20 protein-coding genes and 2 pseudogenes are annotated in these 22,616 nt (G+C 68.0%); 11 read left to right on the top strand and 11 right to left on the bottom strand.

The features are described 5' to 3' along the window. Nucleotides 1–25 precede the first annotated feature (25 nt). Nucleotides 26–1,333, bottom strand: coding sequence for a M14 family zinc carboxypeptidase (locus NC4_RS21180; protein WP_067541139.1), 1,308 nt, complete (start codon nucleotides 1,331–1,333; stop codon nucleotides 26–28). 109 nt (nucleotides 1,334–1,442) lie between these two features. Here NC4_RS21180 and NC4_RS21185 point away from each other — a divergent pair, with 109 nt between their 5' ends. From NC4_RS21185 to NC4_RS21200, 5 genes and pseudogenes are all read left to right on the top strand, one after another. Next, nucleotides 1,443–2,141, top strand: a complete 699-nt coding sequence (locus NC4_RS21185) for a class I SAM-dependent DNA methyltransferase (RefSeq protein WP_067541141.1) — start codon at nucleotides 1,443–1,445, stop codon at nucleotides 2,139–2,141. Nucleotides 2,142–2,233: 92 nt separating this feature from the next. Then, nucleotides 2,234–3,931, top strand: a pseudogene (locus tag NC4_RS21190) (MMPL family transporter); the annotation flags it as partial. Nucleotides 3,932–4,052: 121 nt separating this feature from the next. Continuing rightward, nucleotides 4,053–4,385 carry an MMPL family transporter gene (locus NC4_RS44750; protein WP_369690775.1) on the top strand — a complete coding sequence of 111 codons (333 nt, stop codon included), beginning with the start codon at nucleotides 4,053–4,055 and terminating at the stop codon, nucleotides 4,383–4,385. 5 nt (nucleotides 4,386–4,390) lie between these two features. Further along, nucleotides 4,391–5,560 (top strand): sensor histidine kinase, encoded by a 1,170-nt coding sequence (locus tag NC4_RS41725; RefSeq protein WP_067541143.1) that lies wholly within the window; start codon nucleotides 4,391–4,393, stop codon nucleotides 5,558–5,560. Between the two features lies 1 nt (nucleotide 5,561). Further along, nucleotides 5,562–6,200 carry a response regulator gene (locus tag NC4_RS21200; protein WP_067541145.1) on the top strand — a complete coding sequence of 213 codons (639 nt, stop codon included), beginning with the start codon at nucleotides 5,562–5,564 and terminating at the stop codon, nucleotides 6,198–6,200. Nucleotides 6,201–6,227: 27 nt separating this feature from the next. Here the strand turns inward: NC4_RS21200 and NC4_RS21205 are convergent, their stop codons facing one another. After that, nucleotides 6,228–7,694 carry an MFS transporter gene (locus tag NC4_RS21205; RefSeq protein ID WP_067541147.1) on the bottom strand — a complete coding sequence of 489 codons (1,467 nt, stop codon included), beginning with the start codon at nucleotides 7,692–7,694 and terminating at the stop codon, nucleotides 6,228–6,230. 177 nt (nucleotides 7,695–7,871) lie between these two features. On the opposite strand from NC4_RS21205, the gene sigJ reads away from it, so the two are divergent. Further along, nucleotides 7,872–8,792: an RNA polymerase sigma factor SigJ gene (sigJ, locus tag NC4_RS21210; RefSeq protein WP_067541150.1), complete on the top strand. Its 921-nt coding sequence runs from the start codon at nucleotides 7,872–7,874 to the stop codon at nucleotides 8,790–8,792. On the opposite strand, the gene NC4_RS21215 is transcribed toward sigJ, so the two are convergent. From NC4_RS21215 to NC4_RS21235, 5 genes are all read right to left on the bottom strand, one after another. After that, nucleotides 8,785–9,723, bottom strand: coding sequence for a hypothetical protein (locus NC4_RS21215; protein WP_157554997.1), 939 nt, complete (start codon nucleotides 9,721–9,723; stop codon nucleotides 8,785–8,787). The two genes, sigJ and NC4_RS21215, sit on opposite strands and share 8 nt — an antisense overlap. A gap of 108 nt (nucleotides 9,724–9,831) precedes the next feature. Continuing rightward, a complete protein-coding gene (locus NC4_RS21220) occupies nucleotides 9,832–10,818 on the bottom strand; it encodes a glycine betaine ABC transporter substrate-binding protein (protein WP_067541152.1) in 987 nt (328 codons plus the stop codon). Then, entirely contained in the window at nucleotides 10,815–11,564 is a 750-nt protein-coding gene (locus tag NC4_RS21225) for an ABC transporter permease (protein ID WP_067541154.1), read from the bottom strand. The genes NC4_RS21220 and NC4_RS21225 overlap by 4 nt, the downstream gene beginning before the upstream one ends. Next, nucleotides 11,561–12,721, bottom strand: a complete 1,161-nt coding sequence (locus NC4_RS21230; protein WP_067541156.1) for an ABC transporter ATP-binding protein — start codon at nucleotides 12,719–12,721, stop codon at nucleotides 11,561–11,563. Before NC4_RS21230 ends, NC4_RS21225 begins: the two co-directional genes overlap by 4 nt. Then, nucleotides 12,714–13,319: an ABC transporter permease gene (locus NC4_RS21235; protein WP_067541157.1), complete on the bottom strand. Its 606-nt coding sequence runs from the start codon at nucleotides 13,317–13,319 to the stop codon at nucleotides 12,714–12,716. The genes NC4_RS21230 and NC4_RS21235 overlap by 8 nt, the downstream gene beginning before the upstream one ends. A gap of 137 nt (nucleotides 13,320–13,456) precedes the next feature. Here NC4_RS21235 and NC4_RS44035 point away from each other — a divergent pair, with 137 nt between their 5' ends. The 4 genes from NC4_RS44035 (at nucleotide 13,457) to NC4_RS21245 (ending at nucleotide 15,655) form a co-directional block, all read left to right on the top strand. Next, the gene (locus tag NC4_RS44035; protein ID WP_281186347.1) at nucleotides 13,457–13,591 is read left to right on the top strand and encodes a 2-dehydropantoate 2-reductase N-terminal domain-containing protein; all 135 of its coding nucleotides are present in this window, start codon (nucleotides 13,457–13,459) and stop codon (nucleotides 13,589–13,591) included. Between the two features lie 45 nt (nucleotides 13,592–13,636). Further along, a complete protein-coding gene (locus NC4_RS44040; RefSeq protein WP_281186348.1) occupies nucleotides 13,637–13,759 on the top strand; it encodes a hypothetical protein in 123 nt (40 codons plus the stop codon). A 2-nt stretch (nucleotides 13,760–13,761) separates the two neighbouring features. Next, complete coding sequence (locus NC4_RS21240) at nucleotides 13,762–14,367, top strand: ketopantoate reductase family protein (protein WP_218021253.1); 606 nt, start codon at nucleotides 13,762–13,764, stop codon at nucleotides 14,365–14,367. A 133-nt stretch (nucleotides 14,368–14,500) separates the two neighbouring features. Beyond that, a complete protein-coding gene (locus NC4_RS21245) occupies nucleotides 14,501–15,655 on the top strand; it encodes an alpha/beta hydrolase (RefSeq protein ID WP_084529551.1) in 1,155 nt (384 codons plus the stop codon). 104 nt (nucleotides 15,656–15,759) lie between these two features. Here the strand turns inward: NC4_RS21245 and NC4_RS44045 are convergent, their stop codons facing one another. From NC4_RS44045 to NC4_RS21270, 4 genes and pseudogenes are all read right to left on the bottom strand, one after another. After that, entirely contained in the window at nucleotides 15,760–17,004 is a 1,245-nt protein-coding gene (locus NC4_RS44045; protein ID WP_169814853.1) for an arabinosyltransferase C-terminal domain-containing protein, read from the bottom strand. 168 nt (nucleotides 17,005–17,172) lie between these two features. Continuing rightward, nucleotides 17,173–18,715 (bottom strand): annotated as a pseudogene (locus tag NC4_RS44755) (arabinosyltransferase domain-containing protein); the annotation flags it as partial. Next, nucleotides 18,649–19,473 carry a hypothetical protein gene (locus NC4_RS44760; protein ID WP_157555005.1) on the bottom strand — a complete coding sequence of 275 codons (825 nt, stop codon included), beginning with the start codon at nucleotides 19,471–19,473 and terminating at the stop codon, nucleotides 18,649–18,651. The pseudogene NC4_RS44755 and the gene NC4_RS44760, both read right to left, overlap by 67 nt. A 43-nt stretch (nucleotides 19,474–19,516) precedes the next feature. Next, nucleotides 19,517–20,725: a glycosyltransferase 87 family protein gene (locus NC4_RS21270; protein ID WP_245721827.1), complete on the bottom strand. Its 1,209-nt coding sequence runs from the start codon at nucleotides 20,723–20,725 to the stop codon at nucleotides 19,517–19,519. Nucleotides 20,726–21,070: 345 nt separating this feature from the next. On the opposite strand from NC4_RS21270, the gene NC4_RS21275 reads away from it, so the two are divergent. Continuing rightward, on the top strand, nucleotides 21,071–22,570 hold the full coding sequence (locus NC4_RS21275; RefSeq protein ID WP_067541163.1) for an MDR family MFS transporter: 1,500 nt from the start codon (nucleotides 21,071–21,073) through the stop codon (nucleotides 22,568–22,570). Nucleotides 22,571–22,616 lie beyond the last annotated feature (46 nt).

Consider the following 22,616-nt stretch of genomic DNA (forward strand, 5'->3'; position numbering starts at 1 on the left):
GGTGCTCGGCTCGGACCAGTATCGGTCAGATCGGCAGGCCGTCGCGCAGCCGGGTCGCCGCGGTCAGAATGGCGGCGGCCTGAACGGTCACCAGCCGGTCGAGCGGAACCAGCGCACCGGGCGCCGCGTGCTCGATCTCGGCGCACCAGCGATCGAATACGGCCCCGAACCGCGGGAGTTCGGCGGCGGCCAAGGGTGATCCGGCGGCCTCCGCCGCGAGCATGCGAACGAGCATGCCGCCCAGCCGCAGTCGCAGAATGGCGGCCCACTGGTACTGCTCGGTGAAGATCTCCGCCCGGGTGGCGTACCGATCGGGCGCCGGGGTCGCGCGTTTGACGGCGGCCGATTCCAGGACCGCGTCCAGGCCCGCCGTGACCGCCGACCGGAACGGATTGCCCACCGCCGCCGCGCCGACCCGGTCCAGCACCGCGCCGATGGTGCGGGCGGTCTCCTCGTAGCTGTCGGCGGCCGCGTGCAGGACCTCGGCCAACCGGCGATCGCTGACGGAATCGTCCGAGGTGCGCGGATCGGTCCACAGCGGTAGTTCGCAGACCAGCACGGCGGTCCCGTGGGCGAGGCTGTAATCGTGGGCGCCGCCGCCGGTGAACAGGGCGCGCGGATCGACGCCCGCCTCGGCCAGGGTGTCGCACATGCGCGTCAGGGTCGGGAGTTCGAATACTCCCGTGGCCAGCGGTCGCGCCCCGGGCGCATCGGGCTCACCCGGTTGGATCGGGACTCCGTGCTCGGTGAGCAGTCCGGTCAGCGCCGACCAGTACGTCGGGTCGCCGCCGGTCGTGTAATAGAAACCGCCCCCGAAATCGGCATTGTGCAGTGAGGCGATGAGCGCCGGGCGGGTCGCGTCGATGAGGTTCATGAGCGCCCGGGTCTCGGGCATGGGCGTCCCGATCGGTTCGCCCCGCCACTGCGCCGGGAAGCACCACTCCGGTTGTTCGGCGCTCGGCGGCCGGAACATGGTGCGCGCGAAATGGGTCCGTGTGAACGGTCCCCGGTACCAGCCCTCGTTCAATCGCGTGCCGTCCGGATCCACGCACGGGACGAAATGCCAGGTCGCGCCGATTTCATCGGACAGCTCCGGTGCCTGGGTGAGCCGATCGAGCAGGTGCCGGATGGTGGCCATGCCGATGGGCTCGTTGGGATGCGGATTTCCCAGCACGACCAGCTGCCGCGGCCCCGACCCGATCTGCACGTCCCGGATCGGCTCGCCCGCCCGGGATCGGCCGATCTCGCTGATGCGCACCAGCTTCGGATATTCGGCGGCCAGCCGATCGGCGTGGGCGTGCAGTTCGTCCACGGTGGGGAAGGTCTGCTCCACTTGAGCACCTCAGTTCGATATTGAGACTACGACCGTAATGAAATTACACAAAATGGGTGGGACTGTAAATGGCTGGGCGAGACCGGGGCTCGGACGGAATACTGCCGCTATGCCAACCTTCGCTGATTTCGATCGCCGCAACTACCGCACCGTCGATGTCGTGACCGGGTACGACGGCTGGGCCGCCACCTATGAGCAGACCGTCATGGACGAGATGGATCTGGCGCTGCTGGAACGGCTGGAGGTGTCGTGGGATCGGATCGGGCGGGCGGCGGATCTGGGGTGCGGGACGGGGCGGACCGGGACCTGGTTGCGGGGCAAGGGGATCGGGGAGATCGACGGGGTCGACTCCAGTTCCGGAATGCTGGCGCTGGCCGCGGAGCGGGGCGTGCACGCGACGCTCACCGAGGGGGATGTGCGGGAGAGCGGATTGCCCGGCGGGGCATGCGATCTCGTGATCTCGTCGCTGGTCGACGAGCATCTGCCGGAACTGTTGCCGTTCTATGCCGAGGCGCGCAGGCTGGTCGCGCCGGGCGGGATGTTCGTGCTGGTGAGCTATCACCCGCAGTTCATGATGGTGACGGGGATGCCCACGCATTACACGGCGGGATCCGGTGAGCCGCTGGCCATCAGCACGAATCTGCACCTGCTCAGCGATCACGTCACCGCCGAGGTGGAGGCCGGGTGGCGGCTGGTGGAGATGAAAGAGGCGCTGGTGGACGACTCCTGGCTCGCGGCGAAGCCGAAATGGGCGGAGCTGCGGGGGTATCCGTTCACCATGGCGCAGGTGTGGACCACGGCGGACTGACCGTCGGCGGGCCCGTGTCCACCGATCGGTGGACACGAGGTTCGACCGGTCGAGGCTGTCGGCGGGCGGTGGCCGGATAGCAGCATTCGAGTATGCGAAATCGCCTGGTCACCATAGCCGGTTGGAGCGCGGGTCGTCCGTGGCTCGCCATAGTCGGATGGTTCGTATTCGTCGCGTTGTGCCTCGGAGTGAGGACGGGGATCGGCGGGCGGGATGCCGCCACCGAGGATTTCCGGATCGGTGAGGCCGGGCGCGGGGAGGCGCTCGCCGCCTCCGGCGGGTTGCAGCAGCGCGCGGTGGAACGGGTGCTCATCACCGACGACGGGGTGCGGCTCACCGGTGACGCCGACCGCGTCGCGCGCGAGGTCACCGATCGCATGCGAGCCCTGCCGGAGGTGGAATCGGTTGCCGCGCCGGTGTATTCGGAGGACAGCTCGGCCCTGCGGGTCGATGTGACCATGACCGGCTCCGAGCTCGACGGCGACAAGCATGTGACGGCGCTGCGGGCGCAGACCGCCGAGGTGCAGCGGGCCAATCCCGGACTGCTGATCGAGGAGACGGGCGGTCCGTCCGTCAGCAGCGGCGTCGATGAACTGCGCGGGCGGGATCTGGCCCGGACCGAGCTGATCGCGGTGCCGGTCACCTTGCTCACGCTGCTGATCGTCTTCCGGTCCGCGGCCATGGCGCTGGTGCCGCTGCTGCTGGCCTTCTCGTCCATCGCGGCGACGGTCGGGTTGTCGAAGGTGGCGTCATATGTGTTCCCGGACAATGGGGTCGGGACCAATATCATTCTGCTGATCGGGATGGCGGTCGGCGTCGACTACACGCTGTTCTGTTTGAAGCGCGCACGGGAGGAACGCGCCCGCGCCGGGAGCGCGCTGAGCTCACGGGCCCTGGTGGAGATCGCCGCGGCGACTTCGGCTCGGGCCGTGGCGATTTCGGTGCTCGCCGTCGCGATCTCCACGGCGACTTTGTATCTCGCCGATGACGTGATCTTCTCCTCCATCGCGACCGCGGCGATCCTGGTCACCCTGGTCGCGGTGGTCAGCTCGCTCACCGCGCTGCCCGCACTGCTGGCGGTGCTCACCGCGCGCGCCGAGCGGCGGGCGGCCGGGCGCGCGCCCGCTCATCGCGACTCCTCCGGCGGGCGGATCACCGGCTTCGTGCTGCGCCGTATCGCCGTGAAAACCGCTGCCGGGCTACTGGTTTCGCTGCTGGCCATGCTCGCGCTGACCGCGCCGCTGCTCGGGCTCGAACTCACCGATATGGGCCGGGAGACCCATCCCCGCACCGTCCCCGCCATGCAGACCTTCGACCGGCTCAATGCCGCCTTCCCGGAATTGAAATCGATGCACCAGGTGGTCGTGGCGGCGGATCCGGCACGCGCGGGCGAGGTCACGGACGCGCTGCGGGCCCTGGCCGCGCGGGCCGCGACCGATCCCGCCTTGACCGGTACCGCCGAGCTGCGCACCTCCGCCGACGGCCGGGTCAGCCTGCTGGAACTGCCCGCGCCGCACCATGTCAGCGACGATGCGGCGGTGCGGTCGCTCGAACGCGTGCGCGGGGACTATGTACCGGCCACGATCGGCGCGCTCGGCGATATCGACTACGCGGTGACCGGGGATGTCGCGCGCTATGCCGACTATCCGGAGCATCAGAAGCGCAAGCTGCCATTGATCATCGGAGCGCTGCTGCTGGTGACCTTCGCCCTGACCGCCGTGGCCTTCCGCTCCGTGGTGCTCGGTCTGATCGGCGTGGTGCTGAACCTGCTCTCGGCGGGGGCCTCGCTCGGCCTGCTGACGGCTGGTATTCCAGCACTCGTGGGCGGAGGGGCTGCTGGACTTCACCTCGACCGGCAGCATCGGGTCCCGGGTTCCGCTGCTGCTGTTCGTGATTCTGTTCGGACTGTCGATGGACTATCAGGTCTTCGTGCTGAGCCGGATCAAGGAGGCCGTGGACAGCGGCGTGCCCACCCGGCAGGCGGTGCTCGACGGCGTCGGCGCGTCGGCGGGAGTGGTGACCAGCGCCGCCTTCGTCATGGTCACGGTGTTCGCCAGCTTCATTCCGCTGCACATTCTGGAGATGAAGCAGATGGGCTTCGCGCTCGCCGCGGCGGTGCTGCTGGACGCGTTCGTCATTCGGATCGTCATCCTGCCCGCCATGCTGCTCCTGCTCGGTGAGCGCACTTGGTGGCCCGGGCGGGCCGTCGTCCCGGCAGGTCGCGTGCCGGTGAAAGTAAGCTGAGCGAAATGAACCACCGCCCGCGCACCGAGGATCGGTTCCGGATTCGGATTCTGCGGCGGTGGTATCTCGGCCTCTGGGTGCTGGGCGGGCTGTGCCCGCCGCTCATCGCGGTGCACGATCGCGTCGCCAGCACGCGGCTGGTGACGTTCGCGCTGGTGGGCGTGCTCACCGCGAGTTTTCTGATCCTCCAGGCATTCCCCCGCAATCGGCTGGCGTCGCGGGGATTCCTGCTCGTGCTCGTGCTGGTGCTCGGCGGGACAGCTGTTCCGCTCGAGGGCGGTGCGGCATTCCTCATCGTGTCGCTGCCCATGTTCTGGATCTATACCGCCACGCCGCGGCAGGCCATCGGTTGCACCGTGGCCGCCGCGGTGGCCACACTGATCGGCACCGCCATCGGGCCGCGGTACTCGCCGGGCAATACGGTATTCACCCTGATCGGCCTGGCGGGCGGCATTCTGCTCGGACTGTGGATGGATCGGGTGCTCCGGCAGGGCGAGGAGCGCGCCCGTGTGCTCAGCGGCGAACTCGAACACGCCCAGGCGGAATTGGCGGCGGCGCATCAACGCCAGGGGGCCGCCGAGGAGCGGGAGCGGCTCGCCCGGGAAATCCACGACACGCTCGCGCAGGGGTTCGCGTCGATCATCGTGCTGGCGGAGGCGGCGCGGAACGGGCTCGAGCACGATCCGGCGAGCAGCGCCAGGCAGCTGCTGTCGATCGAGCGCACGGCCCGCGAGAATCTCACGGAGGCGCGGGTTCTGGTCGGATCCGCTCCGGCGGGCGGTGGCGCGTCCGGCGGTATCGCGCAATCGCTGCGGCGCATTCTCGATCGATTCGTCGAGGACACCGGACTGACCGTGCATGCGGAGCTGGACGATATCGTCTGTGATCAACCCGCCCGGATCGCGCTGCTGCGCTGCACTCAGGAATCGCTGGCCAATGTGCGCAAGCACGCGGGAGCGAGCACCGTGACCGTCGTCCTGGCCGGGACCGAAACCGGCCCCGAGCTCGAAATCATCGATGACGGCATCGGATTCAGTCCGCACGAGGCACGCGGTTTCGGCCTCAACGGCATGCGTAACCGCCTCGCCGAACTCGGCGGCGAACTCACCGTCACGAGCGCCCCCGGTGCGGGCACCCGCGTCTTCGCCTCGCTACCCCCGACCGATCGGAGCTGATATGGCCGACCCCCTGCGCCTGATCCTCGCCGACGACCACGTCGTCATGCGCGCGGGCCTGGCCGCCCTGCTGGCCGCCGAACCCGGTATCGAGATCGTCGGCGAAGCGGAGAACGGCAGCGCCGCCATCGAACTCGCCGAACGCCTGAAACCCGAGGTGGCGCTCCTCGATCTGCGCATGCCGGTCCTGGACGGCGTCTCCGCCACCCGCGAGATCACCACCCGCACCTCCACCCGCGTCCTCATCCTCACCACCTACGACACCGACTCCGATATCGAACGCGCCATCGAAGCCGGGGCCATCGGCTACCTGCTCAAGGACACCACCCGCGAACAACTGGTCGAAGCCATCCACACCGCAGCCCGCGGCCGCACCGTTCTGGCCCCCCGCGTCGCCGACGCCCTCATCGCACGCATGCGCCGCCCGGACCCGATTCCGTTGACCCCCCGCGAAATCGAAGTCCTCCAGGCCGTGGCCGCGGGCCTGTCCAACCCCGACATCGGCAAACGCCTCACCATCGCGGAAGCCACCGTGAAAACCCACCTCCTGCGCATCTTCGCCAAACTCGACGTCAGCGACCGCACCCACGCCGTCGTCGTAGCCATGGACCGCGGCCTGCTGCCCCGCGGCAGTGCGTAGCGGGGCAGCAGGTGGTGCGGCAGTGGGCTACGCGGCGACCATCGCCGCCGGACCGGTGGCGGACTCCGAGTCCGCGCCGCGGGAGTCGGCGGTGCGGATGCCGATGACCGCGGCGGCGAGGGCCAGGAACCCGCCGACGAGGAGGGCCAGTTGGAAGCCATCGGTCGTGGCGTCGGGAATCGGTGTGCCGGAGGCGATTTCGGTGGTGGTGCGGGAGGTGGCGATGGCGGTGAGGATGGCGATGCCGAGTGCGCCGTCGAGCTGCTGGGCCGTATTCAGCAGGGCCGCGGCCAAACCCGCCTGTTCGGTGGGGACACCGGCATTGGCGGCGGTATTGTCGGCGACGAAGACGCCGCCCGCGCCGATGGCCATGACCAGCATGCCGGGGAGGATGTCGGTCAGGTAGGAGCCGTCGGTGGGGATGCGGGCCAGCCAGAGCAGACCGAGGCCGGTGATGGCGGCGCCGATCACGATGAAGGGGCGGGTTCCGGTGCGGGCGAACAGTTTCGCGGAGATGCCCGCGGACACGGCGAGGGTCAGGCTGAAGGGGAGGTAGGCCAGGCCCGCTTCGAGTTCGCTGAAGCCGAGAACCGACTGCATGTACAGGGTGAGGAAGAAGAACATGGCCAGCATGCCCGCGGCAATGGTCAGGTAGGACAGGTTGGCGGCGGCCAGGCCCTTGATACGGAAGATGGACAGCGGGACCAGGGGCTCCGCGGCGCGGGATTCGTTGTACACGAACGCGATCAGCAGAGCGGCGGACACGGCGAGCATGAGCAGGGTGCGGGCATCGGACCAGCCGTGATCGGGGGCCTTCACCAGGGCGTAGACGAGCAGCATGAGGCCGCTGGTGGCGAGGGCGGTGCCGAGCACGTCGAAGCTGCCGTGGATCTCGTTGCGGCGGTCATTGGGAACCAGCGCCGGAATCGCGGCCAGCACCAGCAGGCAGACGGGGGTATTGACGTAGAACACCCAGCGCCAGCCGGGGCCCTGGGTGAGCAGGCCGCCCAGTAGCACGCCCGAGGCCGACGCCAGACCGGCCGCGCCGCCCCACACGCCCAGGGCGGTATTGCGATCCGAGCCTTCGCGGAAGCTCGTGGTCAGAATCGACAGTGCCGCGGGCAGCATGAGCGCGGCGCCCACGCCCTGCGCGAGCCGGGAGCCGATGAGCAGTCCGCCGTCCTGCGACAGACCGCCGACCGCCGAGGCGAGGGCGATGAGCACCGTTCCGGTAATGAGCACCCGGCGGCGGCCCAGCAGATCGGCCAGGCGGCCGCCCAGCAACAGCAGCCCGCCGTAGGTGAGCATGTAACCGCTGGTGACCCACTGCAGGGTCGAGACGGACATGCCCAGTTCGCGCTGAATGGTCGGCAACGCGACATTCACGATCGAGCCGTCCACGAAGTCGAGAAACGCGACCGTGCACAGCAGTGCCAGCGTCGCTTTGCCGCGGCGAGTTGCCAGGAACGAGGGTGATTCGGTGGTCGGTAGCACTGGCGGTGTCCTTCGGTCGGGGAGGAGCGGACCTCTTCGTCCGTTCGCCAACCGAGAGCCCGCGGCGCCGGAGGGCGTGACACCGAGCGATTCACATCACACCCGATGGTGGGGCCGTCACGTTCCGCGGGCTGATTTCCTCTAAGAAGTGACACCGCAGGACACCGGAGGAATGCGATGAGCGAGCGCACCAACCACGAGGCGACCGAGATCTTCGCCGCCCACCGCGAACTGCTGTTCTCCATCGTCTACAACATGCTCGGCAGCGTCGCCGACACCGAGGACGTCCTGCAGGACACCTGGCTGGCCTGGCGCGGCCGCAATCGCCCCGGCACCGAGGAGATCACCAGCCCCCGGGCCTATCTGGTGCGCATCGCGGTGAACCACGCCCTGTCCCGGCGCACCCTGGAAACCCGTCGCCGCGAAACCTATATCGGCCCGTGGCTGCCCGAACCCCTGGTCGCCGACAGTCCGGAAGTCCGCGACAGCGCCGACGCCGCCGACCCGACCCTGCGCGCCGAATCGGTCTCCATGGCCATGCTGGTGGTCCTCGAAACCCTCACGCCCCTCGAACGCGTGGTCTTCGTCCTGCAGGACGTATTCGGTTATCCACACGCCGAGATCGGCGAAATCCTGTCCCGCGAAACCCCCGCCATCCGGCAGATCGCGCACCGCGCCCGGTCTCACGTGCACGCCCGCCGCCCCCGCTACCAGGCAGATCCGCGAACCCAGCGCGCCGTCACCGAGAAATTCCTGGCCGCCCAGGTGGGCGGCGATGTCACCGCCCTGCTGGAACTGCTGGCCCCCGACGCCACCTTCTGGTCCGACGGCGGCGGCAAATCCAGCGCAGCCCTGCGCCCCATCCAGGGCGCCGCAAAGATCGTCCGCCTCATTACCAGCCCCACGGTTGTCGCCCGCGTTCCCGATCTGGGCATCGAATACCGCTGGGTCAATGGCGATCCCTCGGCCGTCGTCATGTCCGGCGGCTCGCCGTACGCGGTCGTCGTCCTCGATATCGACCCGGAGACCGCACTGGTTCGCGGTATCTACGCGGTTCGCAACCCGGACAAACTAGGTCATATCGAACCGGTCAGCTGACGGTGAAGGTGAATGCCGGAGCCGCGCCTTCGCCCTTCTTCGCGTCGTAGGTCACCGTGTAGGCGCCCGTGCCCGGAGACGGAACCACGAAGACGACGTAATTCTTTGCGTTGTCGATGGTTTCGTTGCGATTGATCAGCTCGTTGATCGGGCCGCGGATATCGGCGGGCAGGTTCTGACCATCCGGGGTCTTGATCGTGAAGTAGTCGTAGTAGACATTGGTCCCGCCATCGGCGATCCCGGATCCGCCGACCAGCTCGATGCGCATAGCGAGATCCATCTTGCCGTTCTCGTTCTTGGTATAGCTGGGAGCGAGTGTGCCGCCGGTGATCTGGACGGTGGTCTGATCCTGCACGAGGGTCCCGGCGACGGTGAACGTCTTCGGCGCGACGCTCTCGACCTTGGCGGCGGCCTGCAAGGGAATCTTCGTCTGATTGTCCGCCGCCGTACCGTAAACCACCGTCATGGTGTCGAGCAGATGCTCAGGATCCCCCAACTTGCTCACCGACGTCGTGACACTCCCCGTCGCCGCGCCCTTTCCGGGCACCGCCGGATTGTCGAATCCGGCCCCGGCATCGATCTCCTTGCCGATCTGCAAGGTCGGCACAATACTCAGCGTCTTGTTGTCGGTGGTCGTGTTCTCGTACGTGATATCGATCCGCACACTCCCCCCGCCATACTCGTCCGGCACCACCGTCGCCTTCTCCACGGTGATCTCGAAACCCTCGTACCAGCCGGTCTTCCCGACCGTCCGCACCGTAGCCTGCCCCGCGGCCCCGGTCTCCGTCCCACTGGGCCGCCCGGTCCCCAGCGGCGCGGCAATCGCCGGTGACGTGGTCGCCTGCCCCACATCGCCCCCGCCACACGCGGTCACCAGCACCGCCGCGACCCCGACGAGCACGGTCGCTCCAAGAGTGATGAACTTTCGCACGCTGTCTCCCCGGTAGATATGCCATCTCAGCGCCGCCCGGACGTCCGGGCGAGTGATTCGCAATGAAATCCCCGGAGCGGGGGAGCGCGTTAACGGGCTTCCGGTGGATCAGGGGATTGTGATGAAGCCCTGGGCGGCCATCCATTCGCGGGCCACGGTGGCGGGTTCGCGGCCTTCGACGTCGACCTTGCGGTTGAGGTCGGTGATGGATTCGTTGGTGAGGAGGCGGGAGATGGGGGTGAGGACTTCGATGATCTGGGGGTGGGCTTCGGCGAAGTCGGCGCGCATGACGAGGGCGGCGTTGTATTGGGGGAAGAAGCCGAGGTCGTCCTCGAGGAGGCGGAGGTCGAGGGCGGGGATGCGGCCGTCGGTGGCGGCTACCGAGCCGAAGCGGCATTGGCGGGCGTCGGCCACGGATTGGTAGACGATGGCGTCGTCGACCACCTGTTTCTGGACCTTGGCGGTGTCGATGTTGTATTTGCGTGCGACGCCGGGGAATCCGTCCTGGCGGACATTGAATTCGGTGCCGACGCAGGTGGCTCCGGCGGCGGGGTCGGTGTTGATCAGGTTCGCGTACTGGGACAGGGTGCGGACGCCGGTTTCCTTGGCGGTGCGGGCGCTGGTCGCTATGGCGTAGGTGTTGTTCATGGGAGCCATGGCGGCCCAGACCATTCCGTGTGCGGCGCGATCGGCGTCGCGGACGGCCACGAATTGCGCCTCCGAGCCCGCGATGGGGGATTCATTGCCCAGGTAGTTGATCCAGCCGGTGCCGGTGTAGTCGTAGGCGATATCGACCTGACCGCGCAGCTGGGCGTCGCGCAGGCTGTTGGAGCCGGTGATATCGGTCAGATCGCGCACATCGGCTCCGGCCGCGTCGAGGGCGAAGGCGATGATCAGGCCGAGGGTCTCCTGTTCGGTGAAATCCTTGGAGCCGACCGTGATTCGCACACCCTGCAGGGCGGGAATCGGCTGGATGCTGCCGGGGTTCACCTGGAGCGGCACCGAACGGCCCGCCTCCAGTCCACAGGACGCGCTGAGCAGGACCGCCAGTAACGCCGCGAATAGCGCACAGGCGCAACGAATCCGGTCCTTCATCGCAGCCCCTTGGGCCCGAGGAAACGTTCGGCCAGCGCACCCACCCAGTCGATGAGCAACGCCAGCGCCACCGCCAGCAGCGCACCCACCCAGAGCGTGACATTGTCGCGCAACTTGTAGCCGGTATCGATGAGAATGCCCAGCCCGCCCGCGCTCACCAGGAACGACATCGTCGCACTGCCCACCGCCAGCACCAGCGAGGTGCGTAGTCCGGCAAGGATATACGGGACGGCCAGCGGGAACTCGATGCGGCGCAGCACCGTCAGAGCCGACATGCCCTGTCCGCGACCGGCATCGATGAGTGTGGGATCGACCTGCTGATAGCCGAGAATGGTATTGCGCAGCACCGGCAGCAGCGCGAGCAGCACGATCGGGGCCACACCGATCCAGAAGCCGGTGGTGCGGGTGATCAGATAGAACAGCACGATCACACCGATGGCCGGGGCCGCCGCGCCGATATTGGCGATACCGACGAAAAGCGGTGTGAGACGGCGGAATCCGGGTCGGGTGAGCGCGGTGCCGAGCGGCACCGCAATGGCGATGGCAATGGCCACCACGGTCGCGGTGATGAGCACGTGCTGCCGGGTGACGGTGGCGATATTGCCCGCGCTGAGACTGGCCTGCTGGGTGGCGGTGAGGTAGCGGGCGAATGCCCACACCAGCACCCCCGCGCTGAGCAGCACGGCCAGCACCGGCTGGGCGAAGAGCCGGATGCGTTCGGCGCGGCGCTCGGTCTGCGCGGTCATGCCGAGCCGTTTCCGGAGTGCGTGGCGCGAATGGCCGACAGGTGCGCGACCAGGGTGTCGATGGTGATCAGGCCCGCGTACACCCCGCGCCGACCGGTGACGACGGCACTGGCGGTGCTGTCGGCCAGCAGCGCCTCGAGCGCCTCCTGCAAGGTGGAACGCAGCGAAACACCCTCGCCCACCGGCGTTCCCGCCTCGCGCAGGGATTTCGCCAGCGCGAGCTGGGGGAGCGTGACCCAGCGCAGCGGGCGCTGCTGCTCGTCCAGGACGAGGCCGAAGTCCTTGTCGCTCGCGGTGAGCGCGGCGCGCAGCGATTCCACCGCATCGGTCTCCAGCGCGGTCGCGCACGCACCGAGTTCGACATCCTCCACACGGGTCAGCGTCAGCTGCTTGAGCGCCGCATCGGCGCCCACGAATCCGGCCACCGTCGCATCGGCGGGCTCGGCCAGGATGGCGGCGGGGGTGTCGTACTGGAGAATCCGGGATTGATCGCCCAGCACCGCGATTCGATCCCCGAGCTTCACGGCCTCGTTGAAATCGTGCGTCACGAAGACGATCGTCTTGCGCAATTCCGCCTGCAACCGCAGCAATTCGTCCTGCAGCAGCCCACGCGTGATGGGATCCACCGCCCCGAACGGCTCGTCCATCAACAGCACCGGCGGATCGGCGGCCAGCGCCCGCGCCACCCCCACCCGCTGCTGCTGACCACCGGAGAGCTGGCGCGGATAGCGATCGCGGAAGGTCCCCGGATCGAGCCCCACCAGTTCGAGCATCTCGTCCACCCGGGCGCTGATCCTGGCGCGATCCCAGCCGATGAGCCCCGGCACCGTCGCCACGTTCTTCGCGACCGTGAGATGCGGGAACAGCCCGGCCTGCTGAATGGAGTACCCGATCCCGCGCCGCAGCCGATCCGGATTCACCGCCGCCGCATCGCGCCCGTCGATGGTGATGGTCCCCGCACTGGGCTCGATCAGCCGGTTGATCATGCGCATGGTGGTGGTCTTACCGCAGCCCGATGGGCCGACCAGCACCACCGTCTCCCCGGCCGGAATGGTCATGGAGACGTTCTCCACCGCCGGATCCCGTTGCCCGGCATAGCGTTTGGTGACCGAGTCGAGCACGATCTCGACCCCGGACACGGCGGGTGTGTCACTCACGAATACCCCCGGGTGTGGTCAGTCGTCCGGCGAGGACGAGCAGGGCGTCGAGCAGCAGCGCCAGCACGATGATGAGCACCGTGCCGGTCAGTGCCTTCGGCACCGCGGTCGGCGTGCCGAGCCGCGACAGCCCCGAGAAGATGAGATTGCCCAGGCCGGGGCCCTTCGCATAGGCGGCAATGGCCAGAATGCCCATCATCAACTGCGTGCTGACGCGCATTCCGGCCAGAATGGCGGGCCAGGCCAGCGGCAGTTCGATCACGGCCAGCACCCGCAGCCGGTTCATGCCCACACCGCGCGCGGCATCGGTGACGGCCGGATCCACCGCGGACAATCCGACAATGGTGTTGCGCAGAATCGGCAGCAGCGCGTACAGCACCAGCGCGGTAATGGTCGGCGGAACACCCAGTCCGAGAACGGGAATCAGAATGCCGAGCAGGGCGAACGAGGGAATGGTCAGAATAATGCTGGCCGTGGCCGTCGACACCGCGGAACCGAAGGGACTGCGGTGGACCAGCGCGCCGATCACGACGGAGACGATCGCGGCAATGAGCACCGACTGCACCACCGCGGAGACGTGCAGATAGGAATCCGTCATCAGCTGCTGGCGGTGGTCGGCGATATAGGTCCACAGCGTGTCCAGTGCCCTGCCCTCCCTCAGATCGGCATCGCGGTGAGCATAGCGCGAACAATCTCACAGCGCCGGAAGATCGGTGCGGGAGCACACTGAAACACATGACCGAGAAACGACCGTGGACCGTGGCGGTACTGGGACCCGGCGGGGTCGGCGGATTGGTGGGCGCGCCGCTCGCCCGCGCCGGACATCGGATGATCTTCATCGGCGGGCCGGATACGGTGCGAACCCTGTAGGACCACGGGATTCAGTTGCGCAGTGGGCAATTCGGGGATTTCACCGTGAAAGTCGAAGCGGATACCGAACTTCGGGAACCGGTCGATGTATGCCTGGTCAGCGTCAAGCAGACCGCGCTCGCCGCCGCGTTGGAACGGGTATCGCCGGAAGCCCTGGGGATGGGCTGATCGTGCCGCTGCTCAATGGCATCGAGCACCCCGCCGCGCTACGCGCCCGCTACCGCCCGGAACTGGTGGCGCCGGGCATAATTCGCGTCGAATCGACCCGGGTGGCGCCGGGGCGGATCGTGCAGGGCAGCCCGTTCGTGGAGATCGATCTCGCGAGCGCCACCGTCGCGCCCGCACGGCTCGCCGCACTGGCAGCGGTGCTCGAAGCCGCCGGAATACGCACGCGGACAAAAGAAGACGAAGCCGCCACGCTCTGGGGCAAACTGATCTTCATCGCGCCCGTCGCCCTGATGACCACCCGCCACCGCGTCCCCGTCGGCATCATCCGGACCGAGCATCGCGCCGAGTTCATCGCCCTGCTCGACGAGATCGCCGAACTGAGCCGGGTGGCCGGACTGCCCGACGACGTCGATGCGGTCCTGCGCTTCTGCGACAGCTTCCCGCCCGAAACCAAATCCTCCATGCTGCGCGACGCCGAAGCTGATCGCCCCTTGGAAGTGGATGCCCTCGGCGGCGCACTGCTGCGCGTGGCACTCCGCAACGGCGTCTCCATGCCGCTCACCGAACGCTTGGTGGACGACGTATCGCGCGCGGCGGCAGCAGAGTAGCGCGATTGGGGGAGACCATCGCATCGGTCGCGCGTTATGCTGCACGGCGACCATCGTGTGGAGATCGTGCCGCGATGGGTGATCGGGGAGGCGCGGCCGGTTCGGCCGCACAATAGAAAGGCAAAAATCGGATATGGGTGGCGTGGCTGTGCTAGGGGCGCAGGAGCGCCGACACAGATCCCGGGGTGGGTGGGTCAAGCGGGCCGTTATCGGCGCCGTGGTGGCCGCGCTGCTACCGTTCGGGGCGTCGGTGGGAGCTGGACCCGCTGCGGCGGAATACGATCCGGCCGCGTTCGACTTCTGGGTGGACTCCAGTATGGGGTCGATCAAAACTCGGATTCTGCGGGCGGCGGACGGGAATACCGATCGGGTGGTCTATCTGCTCGACGGGGAGCGGGCCGAGGCCGATATGAACGGGTGGGAGCGGTACACCACCATTCCGGCGGCGCTGGCCAAATTCAATATCAATGTGGTGATGCCGGTCGGCGGCATGTCCAGCTTCTATGTGGACTGGGAGCAGCCGAGCAGCTTCAATGGCGTGAATCCCGACGGTGCGTCGCTGCCCAGCGCGGACTCCGGATCGGCCATCTCCGGCTGGCCCGAGACCTCGGGCAAGACCAGCACCTATGTGTGGGAGACCTTCCTGACCCAGAACCTGCCGACCGCGCTGCAGAATCGGCTGGGGTTCAGCAAGTCTCGCAACGGGGTGTTCGGGCTCTCCATGGGCGGCAGCGCCTCGCTCATGATGGCGGCCTACCATCCGGAGCAATTCGTCTACGCGGGTTCGCTTTCCGGATACCTGAACATGGCCGCGCCCGGTATGCGCGAAGCGCTGCGGCTGGCCATGATTGCGGCCGGTAGGTACAACATCGATTCCATGGCGCCCGAGGGCAGCGCGCAGTGGAAGCGGATGAATCCGTACAACTTCGCGGACAAGCTGCAGGCCAATGGAACTCAGCTCTACATCTCCGCGGGTAGCGGGCAACCGGCGCAGCAGGACCTGTCCTCGACCGACGTCATTATTCAGGGCATGCCGCTGGAGGCCATCGCGCTGGCGAATACCCGGGCATTCGAATCGAAGCTCGGCACGCTGGGCTACGACAAGGTGACCTACGACTTCCCGAGCATCGGCGTGCACAACTGGGGCAACTGGCAGCAGGTCGCCAACCGCATGCTGCCGGATATCGCCAAGTACGTGGGCAAGCCGCTGCCCGCCGGGCAGGCGCCCGCAGGCCCGCCGCCGGGTGAGGGACAGCCGCCCGGTGACGGACAGGCGCCGCAGAACTAGCGGACGGAAGCGCATTCGGGGCGTGCCCCCGGGAGCGGGACCCCAGGTCCGGCCTTCCGGGGGCACGCCCCTTTCGGTATCGCTACCGCGCCGGTGTGCCGCGGTCACTCCGTCCTGATCGGCGCCTCATCCGCCCAGCCCCAGCGATTCTCGACCCGAGTCTCGATGGTCGCCGTCGGCACCGAGAGGAATCGGTTGAGCAACTGGAGTTCGCCCCAGTCCCGAGTCCAATCGTTGTCGAGATAGCTGGGCACCGTGCGCGACCGCATGAGCACATTCGTCCACCCGAGCGGCCCGCCGCCGGTATCGCCCTGCCACGTCTCCGCGACGCGCGCATTGAGCTTGTCCGGCAGAATCCGCCACACCGGCAGTTCGGCGACGCCGTCCTTCGTATCGAAGGGGCGCTGGCACGGGAAGGCGAAGCCCACATGGAAATCCGCCAGCACCGGATCCGTGCCGACCACCGAGGTCAAGGTCGCCAGCTTGGGCAGCCGCGGCGGAGTTACGGCGATCCACTGCTTTCCGCTGGGGTCGTCCACCGCGGCGACCAGGCGAATCGCATTGGTCCCCTCGGGAATTCGATCCAGCGAGAGCGGCAGGTTCCGCCACATCGGTGCGCCGCCCACATTCGGCGGGATGAGCTCGCCCAGGGCCTGTACGGTCCCGTCGTCGGCGCGATGCGCGAACTCCACGCGCAACCGCTGACCGGGAATCTCCCGGCCGCTGTCGTCGACCGAGGCGATATGCCCCGCCGCGGTGAGGATCAGCACCCGATAGGCCGAATCATTCAGTGCGGCAGCAAGATCCAGTCGATACCACTGCGTGGTCAGCCACGCGGGCTTCGGTTCGCCGGTCGCGTAACTGCCGAGAACCGGTGTGCGCACCGGCTCCAGACCGAACGGCAGCGCCGCGGTGCTGCCATTGATTCCGGGCTGATTCGCGCGCGGATCACCGCCGGGCGCGCCCGAGCCGCCGGGTCCGCCTTGGCCGCCGGGGGCGCCCGGGCCGCCGGGCCCGCCGCTGCCGCCGGGTCCGCCCGTGCCGCCCGGCGCACCGGAGCCGCCGGGCCCCGAGCCGCCCGAACCATCGCCGGGCGGGGGCCCTTGCTGATCGCCGCCCGGTCCGCCCGCATCCGGTACGAGTGAGCCCACTCCGTTCGCCGTGAATCCGGTGTTCTCGGCGGCAAGTCCGTCGGCGACCGACCCGGTGTAGGGCTGCAACAACGAATCCGAGGTATTCCGCTCCACCAGCACGTCATCCGCCATGGCACACGAATCCCCGCCCAGCGCACGCAAATTCGACAACGCCACCGAATAGGCCGGGTACTGCCGATACGCAGCCACGGCCATGGTCCCGATCTCGAACAGCAAGAGCGCTGCGACGGCTACGGTCAATGGCCGAATCACCAAGCGGTCGAACAACTTTCCAGCCGGACCGATCTGGGTGTCGGCGCGGTGGTACTGCCACAACGCCACCGCCAGACACACCGCCGCCAGCCCGAGGAACACCGTGGCGAACCCGATGCCGCCCAACGCCGGTGCCCGATCCGGCCAGGTCACCCCGTAGCCGGACACGTACCACCACCCGTTGGAACCGGTGAACGTGATGGCCAGCAGGAAGAACACCCCCGCCGTGAACAACGACCGGTAGTAGCGGGCACGAATCCCGTTGCTCCCCAATGCGACCGCCGTCACCGCCGCCAGCGCCGCCGCCAATCCCGCATACACCCCGAGGTGATGCGTCCACTTGGTGGGCGTGAACATCATCAACACCAGCGACATGAACACCACCCCGAGCACCCGAGCCACGGGCCCCCGCGCGGTATCCGGAATCCGCCCACCCTTCCGCAGCGCCACCAGCACACACACCCAGGCACAGCAGCATGACGAGGATCCCGAACCGCCGCGCCACCGCCCCATCGGGCGTCAACGACAACAACGACTCCCACCGCGTCAACTCATCCGACCAGCCCAAATCCGGCCCGACAACCCGCCGCACCCGAATGGCCTCCACCACCGACGCCAACGTCTGATCCGCGAACACCACCACCAGCACCAACACGCCCGCAGCCACCCCCGGCGCGATAAGCGCGCTGTATGCCAGCACCTTCCGCCCGCCGGTTCGAGCGCGGGCGGTAATGGTCCGCAGGATCGTCCGGGAACCGGCGATCAGGGCGGCCACGCAGATCAGGCCGCTGGGGCCCGCGGCCAGTGAGAAGGCCGCGATCAGGACGGCGACGGCGGCGGGGAGGAGGCGGCGGGTGGCGATGGCGCGTTCCATGGAGCACCAGGTGAGGAGGGCGCCGAGGGCGATGAGGGGTTCGGGGCGGAGGCCGTTGTCGAAGGGGAGCCAGATGGCGAGGAAGACCAGGCCCGCGGTCCAGCGGGCCGCGGTGCCGGAGCGGACTCGGGAGCCCAGGCGGGGCAGGACTTCCCGGCTGATGACCCACCAGCAGAGGATGCCGGTCAGGAGGGCGGGAAGGCGCATCCAGAGGCTGGACTCGCTGAGGCGGGTCATCTGGGCGAGGACCTCGTACGGCCAGCCGAAGGGGGCCTCGGCTACGCCGAACCAGCGGTAGTAGTTGGCGGTGTACCCGGCCTCGCGGGAGGTGCGGGCCATGGTGAGGATGTAGCCGTCGTCGGAGGTATTGGCGCCGATGACATGCCAGAGGGCCAGCGCGCCGCCGACCACGGCGTCGGCGAGCGTGAAGCGCCACCAACCGGCCGGGAGGAAGCGGCGGGAGCGGCGGCCGTCGGCCCTGTCCAGGCGGTGCAGACTGATCAAGGAGATCAGGGTGAACAGCACCGCACCGGCGATGGCGGCCAGCTTCAGCGGGCTCGGGCTGGAGGAGAAACGGGCGTCGATATCGGCGTGCAGTCGGGCATCGCCTAGTCGGGCGCGCTCCAGATCGGTGTAGACGCCGACCATTTGGGGACGGATGTCCGATTCGATCACAGTGCGGAACGCCGAACCGTCGGTGCGGGTGAGGCCGGTCAGCTCGGCCGTGGTGGCGGTGGAAGTCGACTGCACGGTGAGGGCCGCGCAGCGTGGCGCGGACACGACGTTCGGATTCGCGCCCGGGGCCGTGCCGGGGCTGAGCGCCGAATCGCTGGTGGGCGGCGGGTTTTCACCCGATGGCGGCGTCGTCCCCGGCTGGGCCGTGCTACCCGGCTGAGTGACGCCCGATGGTGGAGTCGCCCCCGGGCTGGTGCCACCCGGCGGGGTGGCACCGGGCGGGAGAGTGGAACCCGGCGGCGTGGAGCCTGGCGGAGGAGTCGAGCCCGGCGAGGGGAATGCGCCCGGCGGCGGTGTCCCACCGGGTGCGGCGGTGTCCCACCGGGTGCGGTGGTGGCGGGCTGCGGTGCGCCTGGGCCGGTGCCCGCGCCGTTGCCATTCTGGGTGGTGGGCGCGCCGTCGGATGTGGTTCCCGGGCCGATGATTTCGGTGATCGGGGCGGTCAGCAAGGGGTGGTTGCGGAGCAGGACCGCGAGGGTGCGGCCGGTGTCGGGTTTGTCCTCTACGCGGATGAGGAGGCCCTTTTCGGCGGCCCCGGGGGCCATGGCCGGGATTGTCGAGAGCACCGTTCCGCCGGGGGTGTCGCGGATCGCGGTGCACGGGATCGTGACATCCAGCGATAGCGGCACGTAGCCGACCAGCGGCGCGGTCAGTTGAACCGCTTGCGGCTGTGGCCAATCCAGGCTCGCCCTGTCCTGCCGGACCGGGAGCAGCGGCGTAGCCACCGCCAGTAGAACTGCTACTACCCCCGATACGGCGGCGATTACTCGAACTCGGTTGAACCGAGGTGAATCTGCACGCACGAAGACCGACTCTAGCCATCACCGTCGCGAAACTTCGCGCCAGTTAATCACCTCTGCGCTGGATCCGGTGAAAAATGCTTGGTGGAAGCGTTTTTCGGAGTGCGAATACCAGCACGATCATGTAGACGATGACGTAGATATTCAGCAGCAACGGCGCGATCGTCCACCACTGGGGATAGAGGAACAAGCCGATCGACACATAGTCCTCGTTCCACCGGTAGGACCAGGCGCCGAGCACGCCGAACAGCACCACCGCGACAATCCACCACCGCGCCCGGGATTGCGCCCGATGCACGAGATAGACGAACAGCGGGACGAACCACACCCAGTGGTGGCCCCACGAGAACGGCGACACCGCACAGGCCGTCAACCCGGCGATGGTCACGGCGAGCAATTGTTCACCGCGCCGGTACAGCGCGCTGGTGAGGATCAGGCTCGCCACGGCGACCACACCGGCGATCGCCAGCCACCACCACACGGGAGCCGCGCCATGACTCAGATGGGCGATGGTGCCGCGGATGGACTGGTTGGCCGGATTGTCGTCGGGGGCAATGCGATCGGATTCGAAGAAGGTCCGCAACCAGTACTGCCGCGAATCACCGGGCAGCGCGATCCCGGCCAGCATGGCGGTCCCGGCGAATGTCGCGGCCGCGATGCCCGCCGAACGCCATTGCCGCAAGGCGAAAAACTGAATGATGAAGTAGCCCGGGACCAGCTTGATCCCCGCCGCCACCCCGACCCCCACACCGCGCGTCCGGCTGGACTCGGGCCGCGCGAAGCTCCACAGCACGACCAGCATCAACATCAGATTGATCTGCCCGTAGAACAAGGTGGTGCGCACCGGCTCGAGGAACAGGCACGTCATCGCGAGCAGTGCGCTGACCGCCGCGAGCCGCCCGGTCAGGCGATAGCCCAGCAGCCGCCAGCTCGACAACACGCAGCCGTACAGCGCGGCCAGATTCAACAGCAGCCAGGTGTAGGTGACATAGCCCCACGGCACCACGGCAATTGGAATGAAGGCGATGGCGGAGAACGGCGTATAGGTATACAGCAGTCCGTACAGCGTCGGCTCGGTATAGAGCGGATCCCCGTGCAGCGCCTTCAACGCCCCGTCGCGATAGATGTGCGCATCCAGCCCGCCCGCCAGGATTCCGGCCTTGTCCAGCCACGGATCGACCGTGGTGAACAGCAGGATCAAGGCCAGGCCCGCCCCCGCGGCGAGTATCGAGAAGGTGGGACGCGACCGCGTCACCTCAGCCGCCCCCGCAGTGCCCACGGCTACTTACCCTACGTAAGCACGGGGCCGCGATCATGCCCACGGAGCTGGGGCAAGCCGCGTCCAGGAGCGTGACCAGCCTCACCCTTCGATCTTGAACAGCTGTGAGAGTCGCAGGTGAGCAGGCGATTTCGTCGCGCTATGACCGTGGCGCCCCCGAATATTCGGATGAAACGTGTCGTACCCGACAGGAATACTTTTTCCCGACCGATGAGTTGAGTGATCTATTGCCGTCTGATCTCGTGTGGCGCCGGGAAACAGGCAGTGACTCGCATCGGGCCACACGTCGTCCAGCAAGCACTACGCCCCGGAGGTAACCCCTTGGCCCCCGAAATATCCGCAAGCACCACCTCCGGAGGGAAGACGCCCATCGTCGTCCGGCTCCTGGTGCTCGCGACATTCGTGGTGATTCTGAACGAAACCGTCATGGTCAACGCTCTGCCAGCGCTGATGCACGACCTCGAGATCACCGAGCGGTCGGCCCAATGGGTTTCCACCGCATTCATGCTCACCATGGCGGCGGTCATCCCGGTGACCGGATGGTTCCTGCAGCGGGTCACCACCCGCCAGGCCTACGCCATCGCCATGGGCGTCTTCCTCGCGGGCACCACGCTCTCGGCCATCGCGCCGAACTTCGCCATACTGCTGGTCGGCCGCGTCGTCCAGGCCGGTGGCACCGCGGTCATGATGCCGCTGCTCATGACCACTCTGATGACCATGGTGGCCGAGCAGGATCGCGGCCGCGTCATGGGCAATGTCACCCTCGCCATCTCGGTGGCTCCGGTCATGGGTCCGGTCCTGTCCGGCGTGGTGCTGGAGGTCGGCAACGACAATTGGCGCTATCTGTTCCTGCTCATGCTCCCGATCGCCGGTGTCGTCACCTTCTTCGGTCTGCGCAAGCTCGAGAATGTCGGTGAGCCGCAGTCCGGTTCCATCGACTGGGCCAGTGTCATGTTCGCGTCCTTCGGCTTCGGCGGCCTGGTGTACGGCCTCAGCAAGTTCGAGATGGACAACCCCACCACCCCGCTGCTGATCGCCGCGGGCGGTCTGGCGCTGGTCGGCGTGTTCGTGGCCCGCCAGCTGCAGCTCCAGCGCAAGGGCACCCCCCTGCTGGATCTGCGGGTGCTGCTGTCCAGCACCTACGCCAAGGCGATCGTGCTCATGTCGGTGGCGTTCATGGCCATGATGGGCTCGATGATCCTGCTGCCGCTGTTCCTGCAGAACCTGCGAGGCCTCACCCCGCTGGAGACCGGCCTGCTGGTCATGCCCGGCGGTCTGGCCATGGGCCTGCTCGGCCCGACCGTGGGTCGCATCTTCGACAAGTTCGGCGGCCGCGTCCTGGTGATTCCCGGCGCCATCGGCGTCACCCTGGCGCTGGCGGGCTTCGCGTTCATCTCCATGTCCATCCCGTACGCCGCACTGCTGGGCCTGCACATCCTGCTGATGATCTCCCTGGCCGCGGCCTTCACCCCGGTCTTCACCCTCGGCCTGGGCGCGCTGCCGCCGCACCTGTACTCGCACGGCAGCTCCATGCTGGGCACCCTCCAGCAGGTGGCCGCCGCCTTCGGCACCGCCCTGGTGGTCACCGTCATGTCCACCCGCAGTGAGTCGCTCATCGAGTCCGGCACCGGCCCGCAGGATGCTCTGCTCTCAGGCATGAAGCTGGCCTTCGGCCTCTCCGCGGTCCTCTCGGTCATCGTCATCGTCATGGCGGTGCTGCTCCCGAACCGGGCCCCCGCACCCGAGGAGTCCGACGAGCACGGCCTCACCATCGACGACGAGCTCGCGCTGGAAACCGCGCCGAATCTGGTCAAGGACTGACGACTCGGCAGACAAGGCCGGTCCGGACGATTCGTCCGGACCGGCC

This window comes from Nocardia crassostreae, from assembly GCF_001613405.1.
Lineage (GTDB): Bacteria > Actinomycetota > Actinomycetes > Mycobacteriales > Mycobacteriaceae > Nocardia > Nocardia crassostreae.